Below are 24,991 nucleotides of genomic sequence, written 5' to 3' on the forward strand. Positions count from 1 at the left end.
TCAACTATTCGTTTTCTATTTCGACTGATCCAGTTTTTTCACCATGGTAAGAATAGTAGCCATTGCTACTGTTTCGCCTGTTTCATCATACACATCTACCAGGAATTTAACAATCCCTTTTGCGATATCTTCCTCAGAACGTTTTTCCTGATCCACCTTTTCTTTTACTGTAAATCGCACGCCAATTGTTGCTCCGGGATATACCGGCTTCGTGAAACGTGCCTCGTCAATTCCATAATTCAAAAGAACCGGTCCTTTTTTCGGATCGACAAACAATCCGGCAGCTTTAGAAAGAATAAAGTATCCGTGTGCCACACGTCCTTCAAAAATCGTCCCCTCCAACGAGGTTGCATCCATGTGCGCATAGAAATTATCACCACTGACATTCGCAAAGTTGACAATATCTGCCTCGGTAACTGTATGCTTATGTGTAAAAACAGTCTCTCCAATAACCAATTCTTCAAAATGTTTACGGAACACATGTGGATTTGCTTCCGGCTGGGCTGCTCCGACCTGGAATTGTTTTGTGATTTCTGTTATTGTGGTAGGGTGTCCCTGAATAGCCGTGCGCTGCAGATAATGCAAAACACCTCTTTTTCCTCCCATTTCTTCTCCACCTCCGGCACGTCCGGGACCACCGTGTGTAAGAAGTGGCATCGGAGAACCATGTCCTGTACTTTCTTTTGCACAAGCTTCATTCAAGACGAGAATACGACCATGCATTGAAGCAGCTCCTACAACATATTCGGTTGCCACTTTATCATCTGCCGTAACAATGGAAGACACCAGAGAACCCTTCCCCAGTTTTGTAATTTCTATCGCTTCATCCAAATTCTTGTAAGGAAGAATTGAGGAAACCGGCCCAAAAGCTTCAATATTGTGGACATCTGTTTTTGTAAACGGATCATCATTCACAAACAAAATCGGGCTAAAAAAAGCTCCTGCATTCTTATCCGCTCCCACAACTTCAAAAGTATCCAGATCACCATATACGATCTGTTGAGATTTTGCCAATTGCTCTACACTTTCACGAACACGTTGTACTTGTGTACGGGTCGCCAAAGCTCCCATTCGAACTCCTTCTACAGCAGGATCTCCGATTGTTGTAGAAGCCAGACGTTTTGAAACGGCATTCTGCACCTCTTCTACAAGATTCTCAGGAACAACAATACGACGAACAGCTGTACATTTCTGACCCGCTTTTACTGTTATTTCTCTGGTAACTTCTTTGATAAAGATATCAAACTCCGGTGAACCCGGAGTTACATCCGGTCCTAATACACAAGCATTCAACGAATCGGCTTCCAGATTAAATGCAACAGATTCCTCAACGATATGCGGAAGTGCTTTCAGTTTTTTCCCGGTAGCTGCCGAACCTGTAAATGTGACAACATCGTTACAATTTACATGATCGATAATACCTCTTCCCAGTCCGTTCACCAACTGAAGTGCTCCTTCAGGAAGGATCTTTGAGTCAATAATATCGCGAACCATAACCTCGGTAAGGTATCCCGTATACTCAGAAGGTTTAACAATTGCCGGCACCCCTGCCATCAGGTTCACTGCAATTTTTTCCAACATTCCCCATATCGGAAAGTTGAAGGCATTGATATGAACCGCAACTCCTTCTTTCGGCACCATAATATGATGTCCTATAAACGTTCCTCCTTTTGAAAGCGGTGCGGCTACTCCGTCCACATAATAAGGCAAATCCGGAAACTGACGGCGCAGGGAAGCATTTGCAAACAAATTCCCAATCCCTCCTTCAATATCAATCCAGGAGTCTACTTTAGTAGCCCCGGTCCATGCACTTACTTCGTAATATTTATTTTTCCTTTCCAACAGAAAAAGAGCCAATGCTTTCAGCATTCTTCCCCTTTCCTGAAAAGTCATTTTTCTCAACACCTTTCCTCCGACAGTACGACCATAATTCAGGATACTCTCGTAATCCAGCCCTGCACTGGAAGCTTCGCCTATCTTAGCTCCGGTTATTGCGTTAAACAATTCGATTTCTGTTCCTTCTCCGTCCATCCATTTTCCCTGGACGTAGTTCTGATATCGCTGCATAGTATTATACGTTTTTCAAAATAGAGCTCTAATTTACCTAAAATATTTAACCCGAAAGGAAATTTTACGTTGCAGGAAATCATATCCGAATAGGTAATTCGTCCTATTGCCCACTGACTTCGTTTACAGTATGTTTGTGTTCAATTAATAACGAAAAACTATTCTTATGAACCACAAAATCGTATTTACCGGATTATTCGTAGCCCTGATTGGGATGAGCTCGTGTAAAAAAGAAGAAATCATTGACGAAATTATTGATGAAACACCCACCACTCAATCAACCCCACCACCATTCCCTACCCTTTCCAATTCAGACGGAACATTGGTTGCAATAAAAGTACAAAGTTCTCAATCCTCTCCTATCGGACCTGTCACAATGACAATTGGATTAGGTGTCGCTGCATTTTATGAATCCAACAATATTGACAATTTAATTGATGCGGGAAATGTAAACGTAAACAGCAAACAATTAACAAAGCAAACAAACAATTCCTATGTGTTTCAACCGGACGCATCTAACGCCACAGGAGTTGATTTCAGCGGTGGTGTGTCATGGAGTGTAACAGGATCTGCTGCCGTAAGTGCCTTTAGTTTCGATCCTTCAATTGCCTTCCCTTCTGCCGGAGAGATTACCAGTTCAGAAGTGGTTAATAAGGCAAATGGGTACACGCTAACCATTTCCAGTGTTACAGATGCGGACTCTGTAATTTTCCAGGTTGGAAGTGTTCTAAAAACGGTTCCTGGTAACACAACATCGTGTTCGTTTAGTGCTGCCGAACTTTCCGGTTTATCCAATGGCTCAAACGTTGCTCAGGTAGCTGCTTACAAAATGGAAAATGCCACGATAACAGGAAAAAGTTATTACTTCATCAATGAAACTGTTGCCACCCAAACAGTAACGATTGAGTAATAATTCGTACTATTGAAGTAAAGTAAAACAACTATGAAAACAGTATTTCTTGTGTCCGCAATAGCAATCCTGACGCTTTTAACTTCCTGTAAAAAATGTGGAGAATGTTCTGTAAAAGAGAATAATGTCTATGACAAGGAGTATTGTACCGGAAATGCAATTGAAGATGCAATTTATGAAGACGCTAAAGAGGAATGCGAATACCTTGGTGGCACATTCGGATAGTTGATTAATTAAAAAGCCGGGATCAAAAATTATCCCGGCTTTTTGCTTCTATATTTCTCTAGTACAGAAAATTATTATACGGATACCGTACTTCAAAAATCTTCTTTACTTCTTCGTAAGTGATTTGTCTCAGTTCGTCAATATTCTCCTTTTTACTTGCAGAGATAAACACACATTTATCCTCAATCCTTGACACCCACATCTTCTTCAACTCGTCCAAAGAATATACTTTGTCTTCATCTTCTTCCAAATCAAATTCATCTTTCGGGAAGAAGCGTAAGGCATCAATTTTATTAAAAACTACAATTGTTGGCTTATCTGTACCATCAATTTCTGCAAGCGTCTCATTGACTATATTGTAATGTTCTTCAAAATTAGGATGCGAAATATCAACGACATGTAAAAGTAAGTCTGCTTCTCTTACCTCATCTAATGTCGATTTAAAAGATTCCACCAACATGGTGGGCAACTTTCTGATAAATCCAACTGTATCCGAAAGTAGAAAAGGTAAATTGTCAATCACTACTTTTCTTACCGTTGTATCCAATGTTGCAAACAGTTTGTTTTCTGCAAACACTTCCGACTTACTGAGCAAATTCATCAACGTGCTTTTTCCCACGTTTGTATAACCCACCAATGCAACGCGAACCAATTGTCCCCGATTACTTCGCTGGATACTCATTTGCTTATCAATTGCCTTCAATTTCTCCTTGAGCAAAGCAATTTTCTGCTGAATAATACGCCGGTCGGTTTCGATCTGGGTTTCTCCGGGTCCTCGCATACCGATTCCCCCTTTCTGACGTTCAAGGTGGGTCCACATTCGTGTCAAACGGGGTAACAAATACTGATACTGTGCTAATTCAACCTGTGTCTTAGCATGTGAAGTCCGCGCCCGTTTAGCAAAAATATCAAGAATCAGGTTGCTCCGATCCAGAATTTTACATTCCAGTATTCGCTCTACGTTCCGGAGTTGTGAAGGAGACAGTTCATCGTCAAATATGACAAGGCCTATTTCTCTTTCGGTAATAAACGTTTTGATTTCCTCAATTTTCCCGCTTCCGACAAAAGTCTTCGGGTTAGGAACATCAATTTTCTGTAAAAATCGCCCACATGTTTCAGCTCCTGCTGTTTCAGCCAGAAAGGCTAATTCATCAAGATATTCTCTCGCCTGCAATTCATCCTGGTGCTGTGTTATCACACCAACAAGAACGGCTTTTTCCGGTATATGTTCAGTTAAAATAAAATCTCCCATCCACTAATTCTGCAACGTTTGCACATGATCGATCACGGCCTGAATTTCTTCAGGAGTCAGCACTTCCTTAAAAGGCATCATATCCCCTGATCCGTTCGAAACTATTTTTCCGATCTCATCCCGTGAAAGTGAAGAAATTGTCAGGTCTTTCGCTCCTGAAACTCCTCCTTTTCCATTGTATTTATGACAAGCTGCGCAATGAATATTGAACAACTTTTTTCCGTCTGCTTTTTCCTCTTTCTGCCCTGTCTCATTCCCCGTGTTTTCAGGAGTTGAAGAACATCCCATCAGAAAAGCAACAGATAATCCAAAAACAAAAAACCTTAGAACCATGATCCTCCCAGGTTTCTGAATGGCCATGGAATACTAGCTACAATCAGGATCAATGCAAAAATGTAAGCAATAAAAATAGTCTTGTGCTTTTTTGCAGGATCTTCTGCTCTTTTGGATTTAGAATGTCCGACAGTAACCAAAATAATTGCCAATATCATACCGAATACATGCTCCAAACCATAAAAACGGTTCAGCGATGATTCGAACATATATTCAAAACTCACTTTAGAGCTTGTGAAGTACAGCACTAACCCTATCAACAGCTGAATATGCATGAAAATCATTGCAAACAAATTCAGTTTTCGATCCCCTTCAGAATATATTCCTGACTTTTTCTTCATCGTTGCATTAAAAATAGCCGCAATCAACAAAGCCAATACGATCCATCTTAACCCCGAGTGCGAACGCACTAAAATATTTACTACTGTGTCCATAATGTGTATTTGGAATCAAAAATACTTAAAATTCGCGGATTCTTGAGTTTTCAAACCTTTTAACTATTTTCACAAACTCGAAATATTCGCAGATGAGGAATTTACTGGTTATTTGTAGCTTTTTATTGATCTCAGCCGGTCTTTTTGGTCAGCTTTCAAGACCTGCTAACGGAGTAAAAGAATCCAACCCCAGATACGTTGGTATCAAAGGTGTTACACTTGTTGTCAGCAGTGACGAGATCATTGAGGATGCCGATGTATTGATTGAAGACGGAAGAATCTCTAAAATAGGCACAACCCTTCAATTTCCAAAGGGGACACAAATTCATGAGTTTACCGGTGAATATCTCCTTCCTGGATTTATAGAGATAAATACAGACATCGGAATTCAACAGGCACCACAGCAGCATTCCGGGAATCCGTATTCTCCTCAATTGGAAAGCAGTAAACAGGGTCCCTATTATTGGAATGAAAGCATACATCCTGAAGTTCAGTCTTTAGACCTTTATCAGTTTAATGTGAAAGAAGAATCGAAACTCTCAGATAAGGGGTTTACTTTCTCGGTTCCCCATGCCGCCAATGGGGTTGCCCGCGGAACTGCACCCCTAATTGCTTTGGGAGAAGTTCCACATCATGAAAAGGTACTATCGGGAAACGCAGCTGCTTTTTTTAGTTTACACAAAGGAAACTCAAAGCAAACATATCCATCCTCTCAAATGGGAGCTATTGCATTATTAAAACAGGCTATCATTGATGCGAAATGGTATGCAAGTTCTTCTGATAATTCTGAGAATGTATCGCTTGAACATCTCTCAAAGCAACTGCAACAAAAGCTCTTTTTTACCGCAGAAGATAAACTGGAAGTATTGCGAATCTCAAAAATAAGTAAAGAGTTCGGACTTGAAACCGCTATCGTATGCGGAGGGGATGAATATCAGCAAATAGAAGCGATAAAAGCAGGTGGGCATTCTTACATACTTCCGTTAAAATTTCCCGAAGCATTTGATGTGGTCAACCCCTTCATTGCAAAGGAAATTCCTCTTCGTTTATTGAAACACTGGGAAATGGCTCCTGCTAATCCAGCCATTTTTTATGCGGAAGAGATTCCCTTTGCCTTTACTTCTTCGGGAATTGAAAAGGCAAAAGACTTCTGGGCTGCAATTCATAAGACAATTGAAAAAGGACTCCCCTGGAAAAAAGCACTTGATGCTTTGACCTGCGTTCCTTCAAGAATTCTTGGAATGGACAATGAAATTGGTTCATTAGCATCCGGTAAGCTGGCTTCTTTCTCTGTTTATTCTGCTAATCCATTTACAGATAAAAGCGCTGATCTATTGGAAATCTGGAGTGTAGGACACCGATCCATCCTAAAAGCAAATACGACCAATGATATCCGGGGTACCTATAATATTAAGCTTACCACTCATCTCTATACCCTTAAAATTGAGGGTGAGATGAATAAGCTTTCTGCAACTGTTTACCCGGGAGCAGACTATAAACCCAAAGAAAAAGACACCAATGCCGTTGCCTGTACTATTTCCTTTAACGATCGGGATCTCGTTCTTCAGTTTAATCTGAAAGATTACCATTATAAAGGAGCTGTGCTGTTAAATGGGAAAACATACCCGAAAATGGGAGCCATGGAAGGTTCAGGAATGTTACCAACAGGAGAATGGATTAAATGGACTGCCATAAAAAACACAGCTTATAAAGCGAACAAACCCAAAGAGGAACTACCAGCAATCGATACAATAGCCGGTAATCATATTTGGTTTCCGCACATGGCTTTCGGAAGAGACTCTCTTCCCACACACTCAACCTATCTTATCCGGAATGCTACTTTATGGACGGGAGAAGAAGAAGGTATTATTGAAAATGGGGATCTATTAATTGTTGATGGAAAAATCAAACATGTAGGAAAAGGAACTTTTCACGTCCCTTCAGGAACCAAAGTAATTGACGCCAAAGGGAAAGTCGTAACCGCCGGAATCATCGATGAACATTCGCATATTGCAATTTCAAAAGGAGTTAATGAAAGTGGTCAGTCGGTAACTGCCGAAGTTTCTATCGGGGATGTTATCAACCCGGACGACATAAACATATATCGTCAGTTAGCCGGAGGGGTTACGTGTTCACAACTGCTCCATGGCTCGGCCAATGCTATTGGAGGTCAGTCAGCAATTATTAAATTAAAGTGGGGATTCGGACCGGATGAGATGCTTTTGGATAATGCTCCGAAATTTATCAAGTTTGCTCTGGGAGAAAATGTAAAGCAGACCAATTGGGGAGATTTTCAAACGATTCGCTTCCCTCAGACTCGAATGGGTGTAGAACAGGTTTATTACGATGCTTTTTATCGTGCCCGCGCCTATATGGATGCTACTACCAAAAAGAAAAAAGGGCAGCAACAGGAAACCAAACGCGATCTTGAACTGGAAGTTCTGGCAGAAATTCTCAGAGGAGAACGTTTTATCACCTGTCATTCTTATGTGCAGAGCGAAATCAATATGCTGATGAAGGTAGCTGACAGTATGGGATTCACCCTCAACACATTCACGCATATTCTGGAAGGGTATAAACTGGCAGATAAGATGCGAGAACATGGAGCAGGAGGATCTACATTTGCTGACTGGTGGGCCTATAAATATGAAGTAATTGATGCCATACCACACAATGCCAGCTTATTAACGGATCAGGGAGTAACAACAGCCATTAATTCAGATGATGCCGAAATGGGAAGAAGGCTTAATCAGGAAGCTGCCAAATCCGTAAAGTATGGAAATATGTCTCCTGCAGAAGCCTGGAAACTTGTAACCCTGAACCCGGCAAAACTTTTGCACCTCGATGATCGGATGGGAAGCTTAAAAGCAGGAAAAGATGCCGATATTGTTATCTGGTCAGACAATCCTTTATCTATTCATGCTCGCGCAGAACAAACCTTTGTTGACGGTTTATTACTGTATGATAGTCGTGCGACTGAAAGCCTGAATACAAAAAATCAGGCAGAGCGTTCAAGAATCGTTTCCAAAATGCTGAATGCTGCAAAAAACGGAGAAAAAATAGTTCCCTATTCTGCCAAAACCCTACCTCGTTATCATTGTGACACAGAAGAAACAGAACATCATCATGAAGCGCATTAATATACGACCCCTTTTCCTTTGTCTTGCTTCTCTTTTTCCTTTATTCGGAAATGGGCAAACGCCTGCTCAGAAGTTCGAAGGTAAAATTTTAATCGAAAACGGCATTCTGCACACCGGTACAGGGCAGGTTATTGAAAGGAGTTATATTGTCGTCGAAAATGGGAAAATTACTTTGGTCAAAAACGCCCTTGCTTATACGCTAGACAAGTCGGAATTTGATACGGTAATCAATGCCCAAAATCAACATATTTACCCGGGATTTTTTGCTCCCAACTCTACTTTGGGACTTACGGAGATTGACGCTGTAAGAGCTACACGTGATTTTTATGAAGTTGGTGAGTACAATCCACATGTACGATCGCTCATTGCCTATAACGCTGAGTCTTCTGTTACCTCAACGGTACGTAGCAACGGAGTTCTTTTTGCTCAGGCGACCCCAAGAGGAGGTGTGATTTCCGGGAGTTCTTCATTATTTCTTCTGGATGGCTGGAACTGGGAAGATGCTGTACGCCTACAGGACGACGGGATTCACCTGCACTGGCCCGGGTTTATAAAAAGAAACTGGAAAACGGTGAAAGCTAATGAACAGTATACTACCGAACGTGAAAAGGTGAATGATTTTTTCACTGCCGCAAAGGCATACGCTGAAGATAATTCAAAAGACAAATCAATAGATCTCCGTTTTGAGGCAATGAAAGGATTGTTCACAGGAAACAAACGATTGTACATACACGCCAATTACATCCAGGAATTACTCGATATCATAGATTTCTCAAAAGAACTTACTGTACAATTTCCGGTCATTATCGGAGGATACGATAGTCATCTTATCACCGCCCAGTTGAAAGACGCAAAAATTCCTGTAATGCTGGGACGTGTCCATGATTTGCCACAACGTGAAAGTGATGATATTCACCTTCCGTTTAAGCTTCCATACCTTCTTCAAAAAGCAGGTGTAACCTTCTGCCTTCAGAATGCAGGTGACATGGAAGCTATGAATGCCCGGAATATTCCTTTTCTAGCGGGTACTGCGAGAGCCTACGGACTAACTACAGAAGAAGCTATCACAGCCATTTCACTAAGTTCAGCGAAGATAATCGGAGTTGACAAATTATATGGTTCCGTTGAAGAGGGAAAAATGGCAACACTCTTCATTTCAAAAGGAGATGCGTTAGATATGAGTAGCAACAAGATTACAACCGTTCTTGTTGACGGTAATTTTATGGATCTGACCAATAGACAAGAAGAGCTTTATCAGAAATACAAAAGGAAATATACTTCTGAAGAAAACTAAAAGAACCTGAATAAAAAAGCCATTTTCACAATGAGAATGGCTTTTTTGATTGCTATGAAATACTTGAATTATATATTACTACGCATCTTCCACCCGGCAACTTTGTATATCCATAACTTCAATCTGTACAACGACAGATACATCGCAGGAACAATTACCAATGTAAGGAAGGTAGCAAACGTAAGTCCGAAAATAATTGTCCAGGACATTGGAGAGAAGAACAGGTTATTATCTCCCCCAAAATAAATCTTGGGATCATATTCAGACAAAAGACTAAAGAAATCTATATTAAAACCTATTGCCAAAGGAATCAACCCCAACACCGTAGTTATTGCTGTTAATAATACGGGACGTAGTCTCGTTTTACCTCCTTCAATAGTTGCGTTAATCACATCTCCCATAGGTAATGTTTCAAATTCGCTCAACCCTAATTCCTCACGTTTTTCCACGCGAATCAGGTTCGTATAGTCGATCAATACGATTGCATTGTTTACAACGACTCCGGCGAGAGAAATAATACCAATCATTGTCATGATAATCACAAAGGACATTCCGGAAATAACCAACCCGAGGAAAACCCCGATTAACGAGAAGACAACACTCGTCATAATGATAGCCGGAGTAGAGAACGAGTTAAACTGCGTTACAATAATCAACATGATAAGGAATACCGCTATCAACAAGGCATTACTCAAGAATGCCATTTCCTTTTGCTGTTCATCCTGCTGTCCGGCAAAACGATAAGTGATCCCCTCTGGTAAACCTATTTCTGTTTCGTAATCTCTCATTTTCAACTTCAACTCTTCAACCACCTCATTCGCATTGTATCCTTCTGCGTTTTTAGAAGTCACAGCAACCATTGAAACCTGATCTTTCCGGTTTACTGCCGAGTATGAAATATTGTCCATCGGTGGTAGAACTACTGATCGGATAGGAATCCGTAGCAATTCTCCTTTATTATTTCTAAAGATGAGTTTTTGGTCCAGTAAGGCATTCAGATCCTCCCGGTTATTCTTATCAAACCGAACAACAATATCGTACGTATCCTCACCTTTTGTATACGTTGCAATATCCTGACCTAATAATGCCTTACGAATTGCCATTCCGACCGCCATTGTAGAAGAGTTCAGCTTTCGAACCTGATCTCTGTCTACCACAAAAGGTATTTCAGGACGATTTGCCTCCACATCCATTTTCAATTTTTCCACTCCGGCAACATTCAAACGAGCCAGGTAATTCTTAATACGGGATGCTTCCTGAATAATTTCTGAATAGTCCTTTTTTCCGGATACTTCAATGTAAATCGGGTCTTTCTGTGGGGGACCTTCTTCATTCTTTTCTGCAGAAATTTCTATATCCGCTGTAAATTGCTGCGGAAGTTCAGATTGTATCTTTTGCAGTATTTCAGACGTTTGTATACCATCCCGATACTGGAATTCAGAAAAATTAATTGTGATCTTTGCCTTATGAGGTGTCGCCCCCATAGACACTTCGTTTTCGGAACCGGTACCTTCACCAACCTGAGTGATGATTGACTGTATAATTCGTGCATCCGGATCCTCAATCTTACTATCACGCTCAAGATACGGAGCAAGAATTTCATCCAGCGCTTTCTCAGCCTGTAAAGCTGTTTGATTCGTTACTTTGATATCCGTACCAATCGGATGTGTTACGTACACACTTACATACTTTGGTTGGTTAACCGGGAAGAAATCAACTTTTGGCTGAAACACCCCAACAAGAACCACAGAGAAAATCAATAATAAGAATGTTCCTACAATAAAAATCACTGGTTTTCTCCCTGACAAAGCATAAGTTAGAAAACGTGCATAGAAGGCTTCTAATTTCGGCAGGAATTTGTTTTGGAACCACTCCATAATCGGGAATAAAACAAACACATTGACAACTGAGATGATTCCCAAAATAATCAACAGGTTCCCGAATGTAATGATGCCACCCGCTAAAAACAGACCTCCAATCACCAGTAATCCTATACTGATAATAACCGTTTTTCGCTTGTTAGGAGAATCTGCTCCTACTTTCATGTACAATGCAGTAAGCACCGGATTGATCACAAGCGCGACAAAAAGTGATGAGCCTAATACAATCATCAGTGTGATCGGAAGATATTTCATAAACTCTCCCATGATTCCCGGCCATATCGCCAAAGGAACAAACGCAGCCAGTGTAGTTGCTGTTGACGCAATAATAGGCCAGGCGACCTCTCCGACTCCTTTTCGGGCAGCCTTAAACGGCTCCATCCCAAGATCCATATAACGGTAAACGTTTTCTACAACCACAATTCCGTTATCCACCAACATCCCGAGTGCAAGCACCAGTGAAAAGAGTACCATCACATTCAATGTTACTCCCATCGCATTCAAAATCATAAAGGACATGAACATCGACAATGGAATAGCCACCCCTACAAAAAGAGCATTTCGCAGCCCCAGGAAGAATAACAGAACCAGTACAACCAACAGAATACCAAAAATGATGGAATTCTCCAGGTTAGAAACCATGTCCCGTGTCATGTTTGACTGGTCATTTGTTTTCGATATTGAGATTCCGCTCGGAATCATCCCTTCATCTTTTGCTTGTTTCAATAATGCATCTATTTTCTCGGAAGCGTCCAACAGGTTCTTTCCTCCCTGCTTTTTCACATCCAGCATTACTACAGGTTCTCCAAACTCACGTGCGTACGAAGTTGTATCAGCATTACCAAAATATACTTCGGCAATATCTTCCAGATGCACAGGCATATAGTCATCCTGTTTTACAATCACCTTTTTTAGCTCATCTGCATTCTGAAATTCCCCATCAATCCGGATGTTCTTACGCACACCATCCATCAGGATTTCCCCCCCCGGAATAGTCTGGTGCTCTGAGGAAACTGCATTTTCTATATCTGTTAAGGATACATTTACAGCCTCAGCTTTAAGTCGATCCACTTCAATACGCATCTCCTGTTCCTGGATACCGCGTATATCCACTTCATTAATTTCCTGAAGATCTTCTATAATGTCTTCCAGATACTCTGCTGTTTCTTTCAACTGTTGCGGATTATCTCCACTTAGGTTGATATTCATAATCGGCATTTGAGAAGGGTCCAGCTCAAAAATGTTCGGTTCGGCAGGAAGTTCAGGGAAATCTGACTTTGCCCTTGCCTTATCGACAGCATCTTTTACCTTCTGAAGTGCATCTTCTGCTTCAATAGAGAAATCAAATTTCACTCGAATAGTAGCATAACCATGGATACCATTCGAATTCATTTCATCCACCTTCTTTACTGTCGCTATTTCTTTTTCAATTGGCTTGATAATTTTATCCGCCATATACTTCGGTGAACTTCCCGGCTTTGCAATTCCTATATAAATTTCAGGAATCTGTAGTTCGGGAAAGTTCTCCTTCGGCATGGATTGATAGGCGAAAAACCCACCCATCATAATAATCAACATTACCAGAAATACCGTTTTTCGGTTATTTACAGACCATGATGACAAGCCAAATTCTTTTATGTCTTTCTCTTTTTCTCCCATTTTTCAATTATTTCACACGTAAATAATCGCCTTCTGATACTCCTTTAGCACCTTTTAACACCACCTGATCTTCAACTGACAAGTCTCCGTTTACTTCCGACACTCCGTTGTACGATTCAACCACTTTAACATTCACTCTTCGGGCAATCAGTTGCCCCTCTTTGCTATCTGCAACAAAGACATAGCTGTTGTTATCACGGTCTTTTAGTAAAGCCGGAGTAGGAACTACAATCGCCTCTTCATTCTTGTAATCAAGAATCTGCACCTGTGCTAACATATTCGGCAAAAGAATTTTGTTTTCTTTTAACGCTGCCTGAATACGGAAAGTCCGGTTTGTAGGGTGAATGTAGTTTCCAATATTTGTGATTGTCAACGAGACAGTTGTGTCTCCCAAAGAAGGAACTGTCAACTGTACCGGTGTTCCCACTTTAATTCTGCTATACAAGCGTTCAGAGATTTCAGCTGTTACCTTTACCTCTCTGTTGTTCACTAAACGAACTACCGGAGATTGTGGACCTGCCATTTCTCCGATTTTCGGGAAGACTTCATCGATTACCCCATCAAATGGAGCTACTACTGTATATTTCGAACGTTGTGTTTGCAATCCTGTCAGCTTTTCTTTCAGGTTATCCAAATTGTTTTTTGCCTGCTTCAACTGGAATTCAGAACCAACTCCTTTATCAAATAGTTCTTTTTGCTTATCGTAATTATACTGTGCAAAATCAACTCCCGTCTTCAACTCCTGAATGTTATCCGAAATAATTGAGGCATCAATTCGAACCAAAGCCTGCCCTTTGGATACCCGTTGTCCTTCTTTTACAAGTACCTCGCGAATGACTCCATTGGATTCAGCATTAACCAATGCATCCTTTTCTGTTTCAATATTTCCCTGAACGTCGATATTGTGAACAAACTCGGTCAATTCTACCGGTGCTAAAGAAACAAGAGCTGCTGGTGTGGAATTTGAAGTTGTATCCATCTCCGCTATCTTCTTCTCGATATCGGCAAGTTCGTTTTTCAATTTGGTTCGTTTTTCTTCCAGTTTGGAAATTTGTGTGGCCTCACTACATCCAATCAGAATGAGTGTAACGGCTGAAAGAAAAATAATTCCCTTTTTCATGTTGTTTTTTTTAGTGACTTGTTTCTTTTTTTAATTTTCAGTTAATTGAGTGGTAAAGTTACCGTACAGGTTGTCTAACTCGTTTTTCGCATTCATTACCTGCAGAATTGCATTCAGGTAATCTGTTTGTGCTGCCAATACTTGTGAGTAGGTTTGGGTAACCTGCAAACTTGTAACAACACCTACTTCTTTCTTAATTGAAGTATTTTTATAAATTGATTTTGCCAGCTCAATATTTCTTCTCTCCAGCTTCATCATTGTCAATGCATTTTCAAAGTTTGCTTTGGTCTGAATTTCCTGGAATTGCAGTGTTCGTTCCAACTCTTTGATTGAGTTTTCATTCTTCTCTACCTCTATCTTTGCCTGCTGAACCTGCATAGCACGCATTCCACTTGAAATGATCGGGATTTTTAATGTGATTCCCCATGCAGTCGACGGGTACCAGGGTTTATCCTGAAACAGATCAAATTCCGATCGAAAAGCCATGTATTGGTGTTGGAAGAATGCAGCTAATTGAGGGAAGTGCTGAAAACGCTTATTTTTCAAATCAAACTCCGACAAACGCTTTTGCTGATTCAACATGATCAGATTGATATTATCCTGAATGGAGCCTTTCAGGTCAGCGAACTCCATCTCAATTTGTGTCAGATAATGATCCAGATCACCTTCCAACAGAACTTCGTCCGTCAGTGGGTATCCCATTTGAAGTTTAAGTAAATTCTGAGCAACCAGTAACTGTCGTTCTGTATTTACCTTCATACTGTTCAACCGGATTAAGTTTAGTTCCAATTGATCTACTTCTTCTTTCTCGATCATTCCCTGGTCATAAATCACCTCCGTGTTCCCCAATAACTCTTCAGCAGAAAGAATCAATGAATCGATCAATTTCAGATTATCTTCAGCAATCAGGACATTATAATATGCCTGAGCGATATTGTACTGCACTTCCTGCTGAGATTTCTCGATACTGCTTCTTACAAACTCTGTGTAAAATTTAGAAACCTGTAATCCAACAATGTAGGAACCGTCAAATATTAACTGAGAAGCATTAATTCCTCCCGTTACGTTATACTTCTGTCCCATTCTGAACGACACAACATCTCCCGGTTGTGCATTTGGATTAATAAAAGAAGCATCTACTACCGATGTCGGAATATTAATATACTGTTGAAAATTTCCCTCTGCATTGATCTGCGGTAAACCAATTGCTGTCGTTTCCCAGACTTTCTTTTCTGCCGATTTTAAATCCAGGTGAGCGTTCATAACTTGCTCACGGTGTTCGACACCATACTGTTGTGCCTGTTCAAGAGTAAATTTTTGCTGTGCGTTACCGGTTAATACTCCGGCTACTACAGTTAGTATTACTAAACCAATTTTACGCATTTTCTTGATTATTAAGTCGTTGTTTTAAGTATTCTAATCCCTTTTCACTCGCCATTCCCCGAATTTGCAAACGGAAAAGCTCTGTAAAAATCTCCTCTATATTACTCTGATCTATCGGAAAGAACTCTCCTCCGAAAACCAAATCAGATTTTGCCAGATGCAAACGGGCAACCAAATCAGGATTCATATTGTCCCGGTAAAGACCTTCGTCAATCCCTCTTTTAATATTTTTAAGTATTTGTCCGAACAAAAACTCCCACTTATGCGTATTCAATAATTCCCACGCTTTAGGATGGTATTTTTGCAAATCATAAAAAACAGATGGATGAACATTTTTTACCATATCAGCAACAAACTGCGATATCCCAAGTAACTCTTCAATTGCATTCTTTGCCGTCGACTCATTCAGTCCACAATTAAACCTGTCTGCTTCCAGTTTGGTTTTGATTATTTCCTGAACAATTTCATCCTTATCTTTAAAATAATTGTAGATGGTTTTCTTTGATACTGAGAGTTCTCTGGCAAGATCATCCATGGTAACACTCCTTATACCATAACGTGTATAAACCTGTGTTGCCTTGAGTAATATTTCCTCTCTTTTTTCTTCCATGGCGCAAAAGTATATCAAAAAAAACACTCAGGAAACGAAAAACAAAAAAAAAGTTTCCAAAGTTTCCATTTTGCCATCATTCATTTTTTTTGTACTCTTGAGCCATGGCAATTAAAATCTATACAGACGGTGCTGCACAAGGCAACCCGGGCAGAGGAGGCTATGGTGCAATACTCCGATTTGGAAGCAAAGAAAAAGAACTTTCCTGCGGATATCGTCTTACTACCAATAACCGTATGGAACTACTTGCTGTCATTGTTGCTTTGGAGCATCTGAAAACAGATAAATATCCGGTAACCGTCTATTCTGACTCAAAGTATGTTGTTGATGCTGTGGAACAAAAATGGGTTTTCGGTTGGCATAAAAAAGGTTATAAAGGAAAAAAGAATGCAGATCTTTGGAGGAGATACTTACCCCTTCATCAAAAATTTCACCCCAGATTTGTTTGGATAAAAGGCCATTCCGGTCATCCTGAAAACGAACGCTGCGATCAGCTGGCAGTAGCAGCAGCAAACCAACGTGAGCTATTGATAGACGAGGGTTATGAACAAAGCGAACAGGAAGTAAAAGGAGAAAATCTTTTATAAATAGATTGGATCAAACTGTCTCTCCGGCAGTCTTTAGCTGCTCCAGACAGGCTCGCACAAATAAATTTATCAGAGGATGAGGCATTTCGCGGGTTGATGAAATTTGCGGACAGAACATAGTAGCAAGCGCAAAAGTGTGATTCTTCAATCGGACAATTTCGGGCTCTTCAAACTGATCCCGACCTTCTATACTCAGCACCTGATCCTGAAGCGCGTCCAGCAACCGGGGGTAGAGAGAATATCTTGAAGAAGTTAATTCCACATTGCTGTGTGTGGCATATAATTTTTTCATCGATGCATTCAACGGCTGAATCTGTACCGGTTCAAACTGATTACCTGAAACTAAATTATCACTAATCAGTTTTTCATTATTCCCATTCAGATTATTCTGCTTGATCAACAATTCAATAAACAATCTGTATACTTCCCCGGTCATTAACAGAGGGGTATTCAGATTAATTACCTGCCCTAAAACACCACTAAGAAAAAACTCATTGAAATAAGGACCCGGAGCAATCAGAATTCCGTCGTACACTGAAAATGTATGCGGACGCATATTAACCGCCTCTGACGGACGAATCCAGTAATAGCTCAACTCGACCTCCAGATATCTTTCACTGTGTTCCAACGCCATGTTCGTAGCGTGGTGTGAATTGTAAGTAAAGTTGAAATCACCGATTACAGCTATTTTCAAGCATTCCGACATATTTCGTGTTTGATGAAACTTTTGAAAATTAAGAAAAAAAAAAGACCGATACAATATTATCGGTCTTAATTTAAAAAGTTTTAACTAAAAATTAATTGTTCTTAAAATAAGATATATACGTTCCATTTTCGAAATGTACTGAGTCTAATCCATCCAAAGAATACAACCAACAAGAGAAGTCGGCTGTGAACTTAATATAATCCCCTTCTTCATCCGACTCCTGTGTAATTGACGTAAAAGTAAACGTCTGAGGTTCGGGCGAATTTTCATTTGAAACCCAAAGATTACTCTCACTGTCTCTCCACTCTAACATAATTCCATTTAAGGCTCCATCCGAATAAACAGGATCGTTTGGTGTCAGCATTCCTTCAAAAAACAATTTAAACTGGCTAATAGAAGGTAAATCTCCCTCTACAGCATCCCAAAATGCTCTACCTACAGAAATTTTAAATAAATCCGAATAATTCGTTGAACGGATTGTATTAAAATAAATGATACTCGATAATTGAGGAGAAGATTGTAATTCCCGGAAACTGGTCGTCTCTACAGAGAACCCATCCACATCATTCACATAAGAAATGGACGTTCCATTTGTATCCGCTACAAAAGAAGTACTCAGGTCAACTTCCGGCTTTGGTGGTGGGATCACTTCATGTTTCACACAAGACACCAGCACTCCTGAAGCTGCAGCAGCCAAAAAGAAAAATTTCAGTTTCATGTTAAAGCATTTTGACGGATAAAAATACAATTATTACCCTTTGTTTCCAACTAATGAGACGAAAATAATCACATTAGGTTGGCTTTACCTGTTTTTTTCACGCTCTGATCTGTCGCACAGGATTGTAAAAAGTCGGTTCTTCTATAGTAAAGCTATCCAGACCAAACGCTTTTGAATCGCATTCGTACAGACGTTCATCATTTCCCATATCAATTACATGGAAACGTGAAGAGTCTACTTCTACTCCACTATTCCCCAATCTGGCAAGTAAACGATTCAAATCTGAAAATGTAATCAGTAATGTTGCTGCAATTTTTTCTCCCGCCTGCGTAATACGACAGTTAACAACTACTTCACTATCTCCTTGCTGGAACTGAATTCTGTTGATCTCTAAACGTTCAAATATTGCTATCATAACTCTTGTTTTTTGTTACAGGACAAAGTTGCAACACTAACTACGTAATCAATTTACGCTGTAAAAAACAATCTGTATATCAGAAGAATGAATTAAAAGCTCTCCCAAAGCCGTCCGAAAACGCGAAAAAAGTAGTACTTTCAACCATTGAAAAACGACATTAGATATGAAATACGATAGAATACCGTCAAAGCTGTTTATTGCAAACCGATCTAAATTTATTCAGGATATGCAGCCAAATTCGTTGGCTGTTTTCAACTCTAACGATATTTATCCGATTAGTGCCGACAGCACAATGCCTTTTCAGCAACACCGGGATATCTTTTATCTTTCAGGTGTAGATCAGGAAGAAAGCATTCTTGTTCTGTTTCCTGATGCAAAAGACGAAAAGCACCGTGAAGTTTTATTCCTTCGGGAAACAAACGAACATATCGCTGTGTGGGAAGGAGAAAAACTAACGAAAGAAGCTGCCTTTGAGGTTTCAGGGATTAAAACAGTGTACTGGCTGTCTCAATTCGACACCATTTTCAAAACACTAATGGCAGAAGCCGAAAGTATTTACCTCAACACGAATGAACATTTACGGGCAAATACGGAAGTTCAGACACGGGAAGACCGGTTTATCGAATCCTGTAAGGAAAAATATCCCGCTCATATTTACCGAAAAAGCGCTCCGATTATGCATAAAATTCGTTCGGTAAAAGAACGAACGGAGTTAGAACTCATGCTCCATGCATGTTCAATTACGGAAAAAGGGATTCGCCGCATATTACCATTTATAAAACCCGGTGTTTATGAATACGAAATAGAAGCCGAGCTAATCCACGAATTTGTGCGTAACCGCTCACGGGGCTTCGCATACACTCCAATAATTGCAAGTGGTAAAAACGCATGTGTTCTTCACTATATTGATAATAATAACATTTGTAATGATGGTGATGTCATCCTGTTGGACGTAGGAGCTGAATACGCCAATTATGCATCCGATCTTTCCCGATCTTTTCCGGTAAACGGACGATATACCCAAAGACAAAAAGAAGTTTATAATGCTGTTCTTCGCGTAAAAAAGTTCGCAGAAACACTATTAGTCCCGGGAACGGTACTGGCTGAATACCACAAAGAAGTCGGTTTATTCATGGAAAAAGAATTGATTCAATTAGGATTAATTGATCAAACAGACGTGAAGAACCAAAATCCTGATTGGCCTGCTTACAAAAAGTATTTTATGCATGGCACATCGCATTACATCGGACTTGACACACATGATGTCGGCCCGTGGAATGAACCTATGAAAGCAGGAATGGTCTTTACATGTGAACCTGGTATCTATATCCAGGAAGAAGGTCTGGGAATTCGTATAGAAGATGATCTTGTAGTGCAGGAAACAGGTGCCCCTGTCAACCTGATGGCTACTATTCCTATTGAAGCAGATGAAATAGAAGACCTTATGAATTCATAAACGGGTGGATACAAGTAACAAACCCATTGTATTCCTTCATGGATTTCTTTTGGACTCTTCGGGGTGGGAGGTGATGAATACATCTGTCTTCTCCCGCCCTTTACTATTTCTTGACCTTCCCGGACATGGGAAAAATAAAGAAATAATCCCGGAAAAAGAGCAGATTTCAGCCTACGCTGATTGGCTGGAAAACGAAATAAAACAACGTGAAATAACTCACTTTGATCTGGTCGGTCATAGCATGGGAGGTTATATCGGACTTGAAATGCTCCAACGCACATCTTCGGGAATGGACAAACTCGTATTATTTCATTCCAATTACTGGGAAGACAGTGAAGAACGCAAAAAAAACAGAGACCGAATAGGGGCTGTTGTGCGTAAAAACGTCAGAATTTTTCTTAATGAGTCTATCCCGTTGCTATTCCATGTACCTGAAAAATATCCTTCAATTATTTCAGATATAATTAACCGTGCAGCAGCAATGCATCCTGATGCAATTGTACACAGTGCCCAGTCTATGAAAAACAGAGCTGACCACAGAGCCCTTGTTGCAATGCACAAAGACCGGGTATATTCAATACAGGGTGAATTTGATAATCTGATTTCCGCAAAAGAATCAGAAGAAGACTGGCCGGGACATTTCGAACATTTTTTTATACAAAAAAACTGCGGACACATGAGCCACATTGAGCAACCCGACGCATCCGCAGAAACTTTAATAAAAATGTTGGAAAATTAATTTCCGTTTTCTCCGAAGACCCAGATATAATTAGCTGAACTCAAAGAAAAAATAGATGGTAGATGTTTTCTCATAATTCTGTGTTTTTTTGGATTCCTAAAGCAACAATGTTATCACTAAGTTAAGCGATAAGGTTGTTTCTTTTTCCCTAACTTTTTCAGTTGTAGGGTTCATTTAGTAAACGGTATTGTATATTGACTAAAGGGATTACGTTCTTTTTTTACGTAAAGATTACGTTACCATATAAATGAAAAACACTATTTTTAATAAAAATCCAAAAAACGAAAATGAATTTACGTGCTGTTGTTGTAGATGATGAAGAATTAGCAAGAAAAAACCTTATTATGCTCCTTGAAGAATTTTGTCAGGAGGTAGAGGTAATCGGTGAGGCCGGTAATATTGATGATGCACAGAGTATTATTGAATCCAGTAATCCCGATGTTGTTTTTCTTGATATCCGCATGCCTTCGGGAGCGGAAGGATTTGATCTTCTGGAACGAATTGAAAAGAAAGATTTTCTGGTTGTTTTTGTAACAGCGTTCAAAGATTTTGCGATTCGGGCGTTTAATGCAAATGCTGCCTATTATATTCTAAAACCAGTTGATGTAGAGGATCTTCAAAATGCAGTTCGTAAAGTGCAGGAGACAAAAGATGCTTTTCAGGTAGCTCCCGAAAACTTCTCAACGTATTTTGAGTCCATACGCAACCTGTCCGATTCACTTGTTCGCAACAAACCTTCCAACCGTATAGCCATTTCTCATACCAAAGGATTAAAAATCATCGAGGACAATACGATTGTGCACCTCGAAGCAAGTGGAAACTGTACAATGCTTCATTTTGAAGACGGCTCAAGATATCTTGATACGAGAACACTTAAAGTGTATGAAAACCTTCTTGACCCATCTAAATTTTTCAGAGTGCATAAATCACATATTGTAAACCTCAATTATCTGACAGAATACTTAAATGAAGATGGTCATTTTGCTGTATTGAATAATAAAGATCATATTCCCGTAGCACGAAACCGTGTTGTAGATTTTGTAAAATTGCTGAAAACACTTTAAGCATGTTCTATCGTGCCCTGTATGTTTTTATTGGTCTTATTTTATTCTGTACTTCACTTTCAGCACAGGAATATTCTTTCCGAACTTATAGCGTAGCGGAAGGTTTACCTCAATCCCAGGTTACATGTATCACACAGGACAAACAGGGATTCCTATGGGTGGGAACTCTGGGAGGACTGGCGCGATTTTCAGGTCGTGAATTTGAAGCGTTTTCTGTTGACCAGGGATTACTTAACAACCGAATTTCTTCACTGGCAATTATAGGAGATACCTTGTGGGTAGGACATGAAAACGGTGTTTCCTACGAATTTAACAATCAATTCGTTGCACTCCCTATTGAAAAAATAAAAGACGGAGGAAAAGTAAGTAGTATTCTTTTCTATAAAGGCAACTATTTCTTTGGGGTCAACGGAAGCGGTCTCTTTCGTTTTTCAGAAGGTAAAATCGTTCAGATCAATCCAACAATTCATGGGATTAGTAACCGGGATGAATTTGAACGTATCCGGGACATGGTATTATATGATTCCAAAATGTACGTCGCGACACGAACAGGAATATTTTACTCACATGACGGATTCTCATTTCACCTTGTTCCAGGATCAGAGGAATACAGTTTCAGCTCGCTGAAAATTGACCCTCTTACCAACCAATTATTCGCTTCATCCTATGGTGATGGCGTATTTCATCTTGAAAACGAAAAGCTTAAACCTTATATGAATTCAGCCTCATTGCTTGGAGGAAATTTTAAGCATTTATTCATTGATCACACCGGAAAAATCTGGTTATCTACAAAATTTAACGGAGCTGTCCGTATTGACGAGAAAGAAAACCTCCACCTACACACTTCCAACGGTTTACCTATGGAGAATATTTCCTGTGTATTTGAAGACAACACACACGGTATCTGGTTGGGGACTGAAGGAAAAGGACTCGTGCATTTTTCCGGAGAAGCTTTCACCTTTTACACAACAAGAAGCGGACTGAACAGTGACTTAATTGTATCAGTTGCTCAGGATAAAGAGCAAAACATCTGGTTTGGCTCCTACGCAAACGGAGTAAGTCAAAAAACAAAATCCGGATGGAGAAATTACGACGACAGAAACGGACTGAGTAACAATACGGTCTGGGCAGTCGCAACGGACAAAAAGAATCAGGTATGGTTTGCAACAGCAGATGGACTTAACCGTTTTGAAAAAGATCATTTCATACCTTATTTTCAATCTGACTATCCTTCCTTACCCGGTGATAAAATCATGTCACTTTTTCTGGATAGTCATCAACGTTTTTGGGTAGGAGGACAGGAAGGCGCAGCTTATTTCGAAAATGATTCTGTCTATCCACTAAGTAAACTTATCTCTCAATCTGCAAATCTCAGAAACGTAAGGGATTTTGCCGAGTATGACGGGCAGCTTTTCATGGCTTCACAAACAGGAATTCACGTCCTGACAGCAAGTAAAGTGTTACTAAGTTACCCCATTTCCGAGAATCAACCCGGTGCATATAGTATTGAAGCGGACAAATTCGGGAATATCTGGATTGGTACAGAAGAAGGAGTATACCTTTTCAGAGATGGCGTGATTCGCCAGTTAAACTACTCGGACTTCAGCGGATCTAACTTTGCTGTGTTTATCCAGAAAGATGGTGACAATATGTGGGTCGGGACTAACAACGGTCTTTTCAGGTTCACTCCCAAAAGCGGAGACTGGAACACCTTCCATGTTGAACAATTTGGTATTTTTGAGGGGCTTGTCAGTCTGGAAACGAACATAAATTCTTCTCTCATTGATCAGGGAGGTAATCTGTGGTTCGGAACTTCCGAAGGATTAATGAAATTTGATAAAACGAAGGAAAATGTCTTTGCAAAAACCATTCCTCCTATCCTCAGTCTTCGTTCTGTTCTAGTGAACTTTCAACCTTATGAAAAACCAATGGACACATATAATCCTGTCCGTTTTTCGCATAGTCAGAATCGTTTCATTTTTAACTTTAAAGCAGTTACCCTTGCCTTTCCGGAGGATATCAAGTTTCAGTACCTCATCGAAGGACTTAATGAAGACTGGTCTCCTCTTTCTAAAGTGGATGAAATCAGTATTTCGGGACTTGTCCCAGGGGATTATCGACTTCGCGTCAGAGCCGTCAGTAAAACAGGAATCTATTCAAATGAGGTGAACTTTCCTTTTGTCATTCTTCCTCCTTTTTATACAACCTGGTGGTTCATTTCACTTTGCATTCTTCTTACCGGAAGCCTTGTTCTTATCCTGTTTCGTTTTAAACTAAAACAGGAACGCTCAAGGAGAGAACAGGAACGACTTGTTTTCACATCCCGTTTACGCGATCTGGAACAGCAATCATTGAATGCTTCCATGAACAGACATTTTATCTTTAACGCTCTTAATTCTATTCAGTACTTTATCAATACTCAGGACCGTCTTTCAGCCAACAAATACCTGAGTCAGTTTGCTAAACTTATCCGAAAAAATCTTGATAGCTCTTCAACCGATCAAAATATGGTCACACTTTCAGAAGAAATTGAACGTCTGAAGCTCTACCTATCCCTTGAATCTATGCGCTTCCGGGATCGATTTGATTATGAATTCACCATTGATCCATCCATAGATACTGAGGCAGTAAAAGTCCCCTCCATGATATTCCAGCCTTTTGTTGAAAACAGTATTATTCATGGTATATTACCACGTCAAAACACAAAAGGAGAAATCCACTTTTCTGCACATAAAAATGCAGAAACTATTGACTTTATCATTGAAGATAATGGAGTTGGGTACGAAAAGAGTATCAAACAGAAACAGGGAGATGGCGATCACCAGTCTAGAGGAATGAGTATAACCAGTTCCCGGATAGAGCTTTTACAAAAGATTTCGGGTAAATCTTTCCTACTTATTGGTCCCAATGACATAAAAAATGACACAGGAGAATCAATAGGTACGCGTGTTCACATAAAAATACCAGACAATTCTTTGGAAGATTAGAAACAAAAT

20 protein-coding genes are annotated in these 24,991 nt (G+C 40.0%); 9 read left to right on the top strand and 11 right to left on the bottom strand.

What is annotated here, in order from left to right:
* Positions 1–15 precede the first annotated feature (15 nt).
* On the bottom strand, positions 16–2,067 hold the full coding sequence (paaZ, locus tag ABDZ97_RS17050) for a phenylacetic acid degradation bifunctional protein PaaZ (protein ID WP_343790748.1): 2,052 nt from the start codon (positions 2,065–2,067) through the stop codon (positions 16–18).
* Between the two features lie 166 nt (positions 2,068–2,233).
* Between paaZ and ABDZ97_RS17055 the strand changes: the two genes are divergently transcribed.
* Both ABDZ97_RS17055 and ABDZ97_RS17060 read left to right on the top strand, forming a co-directional pair.
* Entirely contained in the window at positions 2,234–2,977 is a 744-nt protein-coding gene (locus ABDZ97_RS17055; RefSeq protein ID WP_343790751.1) for a hypothetical protein, read from the top strand.
* Positions 2,978–3,010: 33 nt separating this feature from the next.
* Entirely contained in the window at positions 3,011–3,202 is a 192-nt protein-coding gene (locus ABDZ97_RS17060) for a hypothetical protein (protein WP_343790754.1), read from the top strand.
* A 58-nt stretch (positions 3,203–3,260) separates the two neighbouring features.
* On the opposite strand, the gene hflX is transcribed toward ABDZ97_RS17060, so the two are convergent.
* The 3 genes from hflX to ABDZ97_RS17075 are packed head-to-tail and all read right to left on the bottom strand — an operon-like array spanning position 3,261 to position 5,221.
* Positions 3,261–4,454, bottom strand: coding sequence for a GTPase HflX (hflX, locus tag ABDZ97_RS17065; RefSeq protein WP_343790757.1), 1,194 nt, complete (start codon positions 4,452–4,454; stop codon positions 3,261–3,263).
* 3 nt (positions 4,455–4,457) lie between these two features.
* Positions 4,458–4,787, bottom strand: coding sequence for a c-type cytochrome (locus ABDZ97_RS17070; RefSeq protein ID WP_343790759.1), 330 nt, complete (start codon positions 4,785–4,787; stop codon positions 4,458–4,460).
* Positions 4,778–5,221, bottom strand: coding sequence for a hypothetical protein (locus ABDZ97_RS17075; RefSeq protein WP_343790762.1), 444 nt, complete (start codon positions 5,219–5,221; stop codon positions 4,778–4,780). The genes ABDZ97_RS17070 and ABDZ97_RS17075 overlap by 10 nt, the downstream gene beginning before the upstream one ends.
* Positions 5,222–5,313: 92 nt before the next feature.
* On the opposite strand from ABDZ97_RS17075, the gene ABDZ97_RS17080 reads away from it, so the two are divergent.
* Both ABDZ97_RS17080 and ABDZ97_RS17085 read left to right on the top strand, forming a co-directional pair.
* Positions 5,314–8,361 (top strand): amidohydrolase family protein, encoded by a 3,048-nt coding sequence (locus ABDZ97_RS17080; protein WP_343790765.1) that lies wholly within the window; start codon positions 5,314–5,316, stop codon positions 8,359–8,361.
* Positions 8,348–9,655, top strand: a complete 1,308-nt coding sequence (locus ABDZ97_RS17085; RefSeq protein WP_343790768.1) for an amidohydrolase family protein — start codon at positions 8,348–8,350, stop codon at positions 9,653–9,655. Before ABDZ97_RS17080 ends, ABDZ97_RS17085 begins: the two co-directional genes overlap by 14 nt.
* 68 nt (positions 9,656–9,723) lie before the next feature.
* Here ABDZ97_RS17085 and ABDZ97_RS17090 read toward each other — a convergent pair whose 3' ends face one another.
* From ABDZ97_RS17090 to ABDZ97_RS17105, 4 genes are read right to left on the bottom strand one after another with little or no spacing between them, the layout of a single operon-like run.
* Positions 9,724–13,194, bottom strand: a complete 3,471-nt coding sequence (locus tag ABDZ97_RS17090) for an efflux RND transporter permease subunit (RefSeq protein ID WP_343790771.1) — start codon at positions 13,192–13,194, stop codon at positions 9,724–9,726.
* A 7-nt stretch (positions 13,195–13,201) separates the two neighbouring features.
* The gene (locus ABDZ97_RS17095; RefSeq protein WP_343790774.1) at positions 13,202–14,314 is read right to left on the bottom strand and encodes an efflux RND transporter periplasmic adaptor subunit; all 1,113 of its coding nucleotides are present in this window, start codon (positions 14,312–14,314) and stop codon (positions 13,202–13,204) included.
* A 30-nt stretch (positions 14,315–14,344) separates the two neighbouring features.
* Positions 14,345–15,697 carry a TolC family protein gene (locus ABDZ97_RS17100; RefSeq protein ID WP_343790777.1) on the bottom strand — a complete coding sequence of 451 codons (1,353 nt, stop codon included), beginning with the start codon at positions 15,695–15,697 and terminating at the stop codon, positions 14,345–14,347.
* Complete coding sequence (locus tag ABDZ97_RS17105; RefSeq protein WP_343790780.1) at positions 15,690–16,307, bottom strand: TetR/AcrR family transcriptional regulator; 618 nt, start codon at positions 16,305–16,307, stop codon at positions 15,690–15,692. Before ABDZ97_RS17105 ends, ABDZ97_RS17100 begins: the two co-directional genes overlap by 8 nt.
* 104 nt (positions 16,308–16,411) lie before the next feature.
* Between ABDZ97_RS17105 and rnhA the strand changes: the two genes are divergently transcribed.
* Positions 16,412–16,894 carry a ribonuclease HI gene (gene rnhA, locus ABDZ97_RS17110; protein ID WP_343790784.1) on the top strand — a complete coding sequence of 161 codons (483 nt, stop codon included), beginning with the start codon at positions 16,412–16,414 and terminating at the stop codon, positions 16,892–16,894.
* Between the two features lie 10 nt (positions 16,895–16,904).
* Here the strand turns inward: rnhA and ABDZ97_RS17115 are convergent, their stop codons facing one another.
* From ABDZ97_RS17115 to ABDZ97_RS17125, 3 genes are all read right to left on the bottom strand, one after another.
* The gene (locus ABDZ97_RS17115) at positions 16,905–17,600 is read right to left on the bottom strand and encodes a CTP synthase (protein ID WP_343790787.1); all 696 of its coding nucleotides are present in this window, start codon (positions 17,598–17,600) and stop codon (positions 16,905–16,907) included.
* 91 nt (positions 17,601–17,691) lie between these two features.
* The gene (locus ABDZ97_RS17120) at positions 17,692–18,318 is read right to left on the bottom strand and encodes a hypothetical protein (protein WP_343790790.1); all 627 of its coding nucleotides are present in this window, start codon (positions 18,316–18,318) and stop codon (positions 17,692–17,694) included.
* Between the two features lie 97 nt (positions 18,319–18,415).
* Positions 18,416–18,733, bottom strand: a complete 318-nt coding sequence (locus ABDZ97_RS17125) for a hypothetical protein (protein WP_343790793.1) — start codon at positions 18,731–18,733, stop codon at positions 18,416–18,418.
* Positions 18,734–18,899: 166 nt separating this feature from the next.
* Between ABDZ97_RS17125 and ABDZ97_RS17130 the strand changes: the two genes are divergently transcribed.
* From ABDZ97_RS17130 to ABDZ97_RS17145, 4 genes are all read left to right on the top strand, one after another.
* Positions 18,900–20,192, top strand: a complete 1,293-nt coding sequence (locus ABDZ97_RS17130; protein ID WP_343790796.1) for an aminopeptidase P N-terminal domain-containing protein — start codon at positions 18,900–18,902, stop codon at positions 20,190–20,192.
* Positions 20,193–20,196: 4 nt separating this feature from the next.
* Positions 20,197–20,931 carry an alpha/beta fold hydrolase gene (locus ABDZ97_RS17135; protein WP_343790800.1) on the top strand — a complete coding sequence of 245 codons (735 nt, stop codon included), beginning with the start codon at positions 20,197–20,199 and terminating at the stop codon, positions 20,929–20,931.
* A gap of 287 nt (positions 20,932–21,218) precedes the next feature.
* Positions 21,219–21,995, top strand: a complete 777-nt coding sequence (locus tag ABDZ97_RS17140; protein WP_343790803.1) for a LytR/AlgR family response regulator transcription factor — start codon at positions 21,219–21,221, stop codon at positions 21,993–21,995.
* Positions 21,996–21,997: 2 nt separating this feature from the next.
* The gene (locus ABDZ97_RS17145; protein ID WP_343790806.1) at positions 21,998–24,982 is read left to right on the top strand and encodes a ligand-binding sensor domain-containing protein; all 2,985 of its coding nucleotides are present in this window, start codon (positions 21,998–22,000) and stop codon (positions 24,980–24,982) included.
* Positions 24,983–24,991 lie beyond the last annotated feature (9 nt).

The sequence above is a fragment of the Wandonia haliotis genome (genome assembly GCF_039523435.1).
GTDB lineage: Bacteria > Bacteroidota > Bacteroidia > Flavobacteriales_D > Crocinitomicaceae > Wandonia > Wandonia haliotis.

Coding starts and splice junctions, on each gene's coding strand:
- ABDZ97_RS17055 (WP_343790751.1), top strand. CDS start 2,234: ATGAACCACAAAATCGTATTTACCGGATTATTCGTAGCCCTGATTGGG.
- ABDZ97_RS17075 (WP_343790762.1), bottom strand. CDS start 5,221: ATGGACACAGTAGTAAATATTTTAGTGCGTTCGCACTCGGGGTTAAGA.
- ABDZ97_RS17120 (WP_343790790.1), bottom strand. CDS start 18,318: ATGAAACTGAAATTTTTCTTTTTGGCTGCTGCAGCTTCAGGAGTGCTG.
- paaZ (WP_343790748.1), bottom strand. CDS start 2,067: ATGCAGCGATATCAGAACTACGTCCAGGGAAAATGGATGGACGGAGAA.
- ABDZ97_RS17070 (WP_343790759.1), bottom strand. CDS start 4,787: ATGGTTCTAAGGTTTTTTGTTTTTGGATTATCTGTTGCTTTTCTGATG.
- ABDZ97_RS17140 (WP_343790803.1), top strand. CDS start 21,219: ATGAATTTACGTGCTGTTGTTGTAGATGATGAAGAATTAGCAAGAAAA.
- ABDZ97_RS17100 (WP_343790777.1), bottom strand. CDS start 15,697: ATGCGTAAAATTGGTTTAGTAATACTAACTGTAGTAGCCGGAGTATTA.
- ABDZ97_RS17105 (WP_343790780.1), bottom strand. CDS start 16,307: ATGGAAGAAAAAAGAGAGGAAATATTACTCAAGGCAACACAGGTTTAT.
- ABDZ97_RS17085 (WP_343790768.1), top strand. CDS start 8,348: ATGAAGCGCATTAATATACGACCCCTTTTCCTTTGTCTTGCTTCTCTT.
- ABDZ97_RS17130 (WP_343790796.1), top strand. CDS start 18,900: ATGAAATACGATAGAATACCGTCAAAGCTGTTTATTGCAAACCGATCT.
- ABDZ97_RS17145 (WP_343790806.1), top strand. CDS start 21,998: ATGTTCTATCGTGCCCTGTATGTTTTTATTGGTCTTATTTTATTCTGT.
- ABDZ97_RS17090 (WP_343790771.1), bottom strand. CDS start 13,194: ATGGGAGAAAAAGAGAAAGACATAAAAGAATTTGGCTTGTCATCATGG.
- ABDZ97_RS17060 (WP_343790754.1), top strand. CDS start 3,011: ATGAAAACAGTATTTCTTGTGTCCGCAATAGCAATCCTGACGCTTTTA.
- rnhA (WP_343790784.1), top strand. CDS start 16,412: ATGGCAATTAAAATCTATACAGACGGTGCTGCACAAGGCAACCCGGGC.
- ABDZ97_RS17095 (WP_343790774.1), bottom strand. CDS start 14,314: ATGAAAAAGGGAATTATTTTTCTTTCAGCCGTTACACTCATTCTGATT.
- ABDZ97_RS17115 (WP_343790787.1), bottom strand. CDS start 17,600: ATGTCGGAATGCTTGAAAATAGCTGTAATCGGTGATTTCAACTTTACT.
- hflX (WP_343790757.1), bottom strand. CDS start 4,454: ATGGGAGATTTTATTTTAACTGAACATATACCGGAAAAAGCCGTTCTT.
- ABDZ97_RS17080 (WP_343790765.1), top strand. CDS start 5,314: ATGAGGAATTTACTGGTTATTTGTAGCTTTTTATTGATCTCAGCCGGT.
- ABDZ97_RS17125 (WP_343790793.1), bottom strand. CDS start 18,733: ATGATAGCAATATTTGAACGTTTAGAGATCAACAGAATTCAGTTCCAG.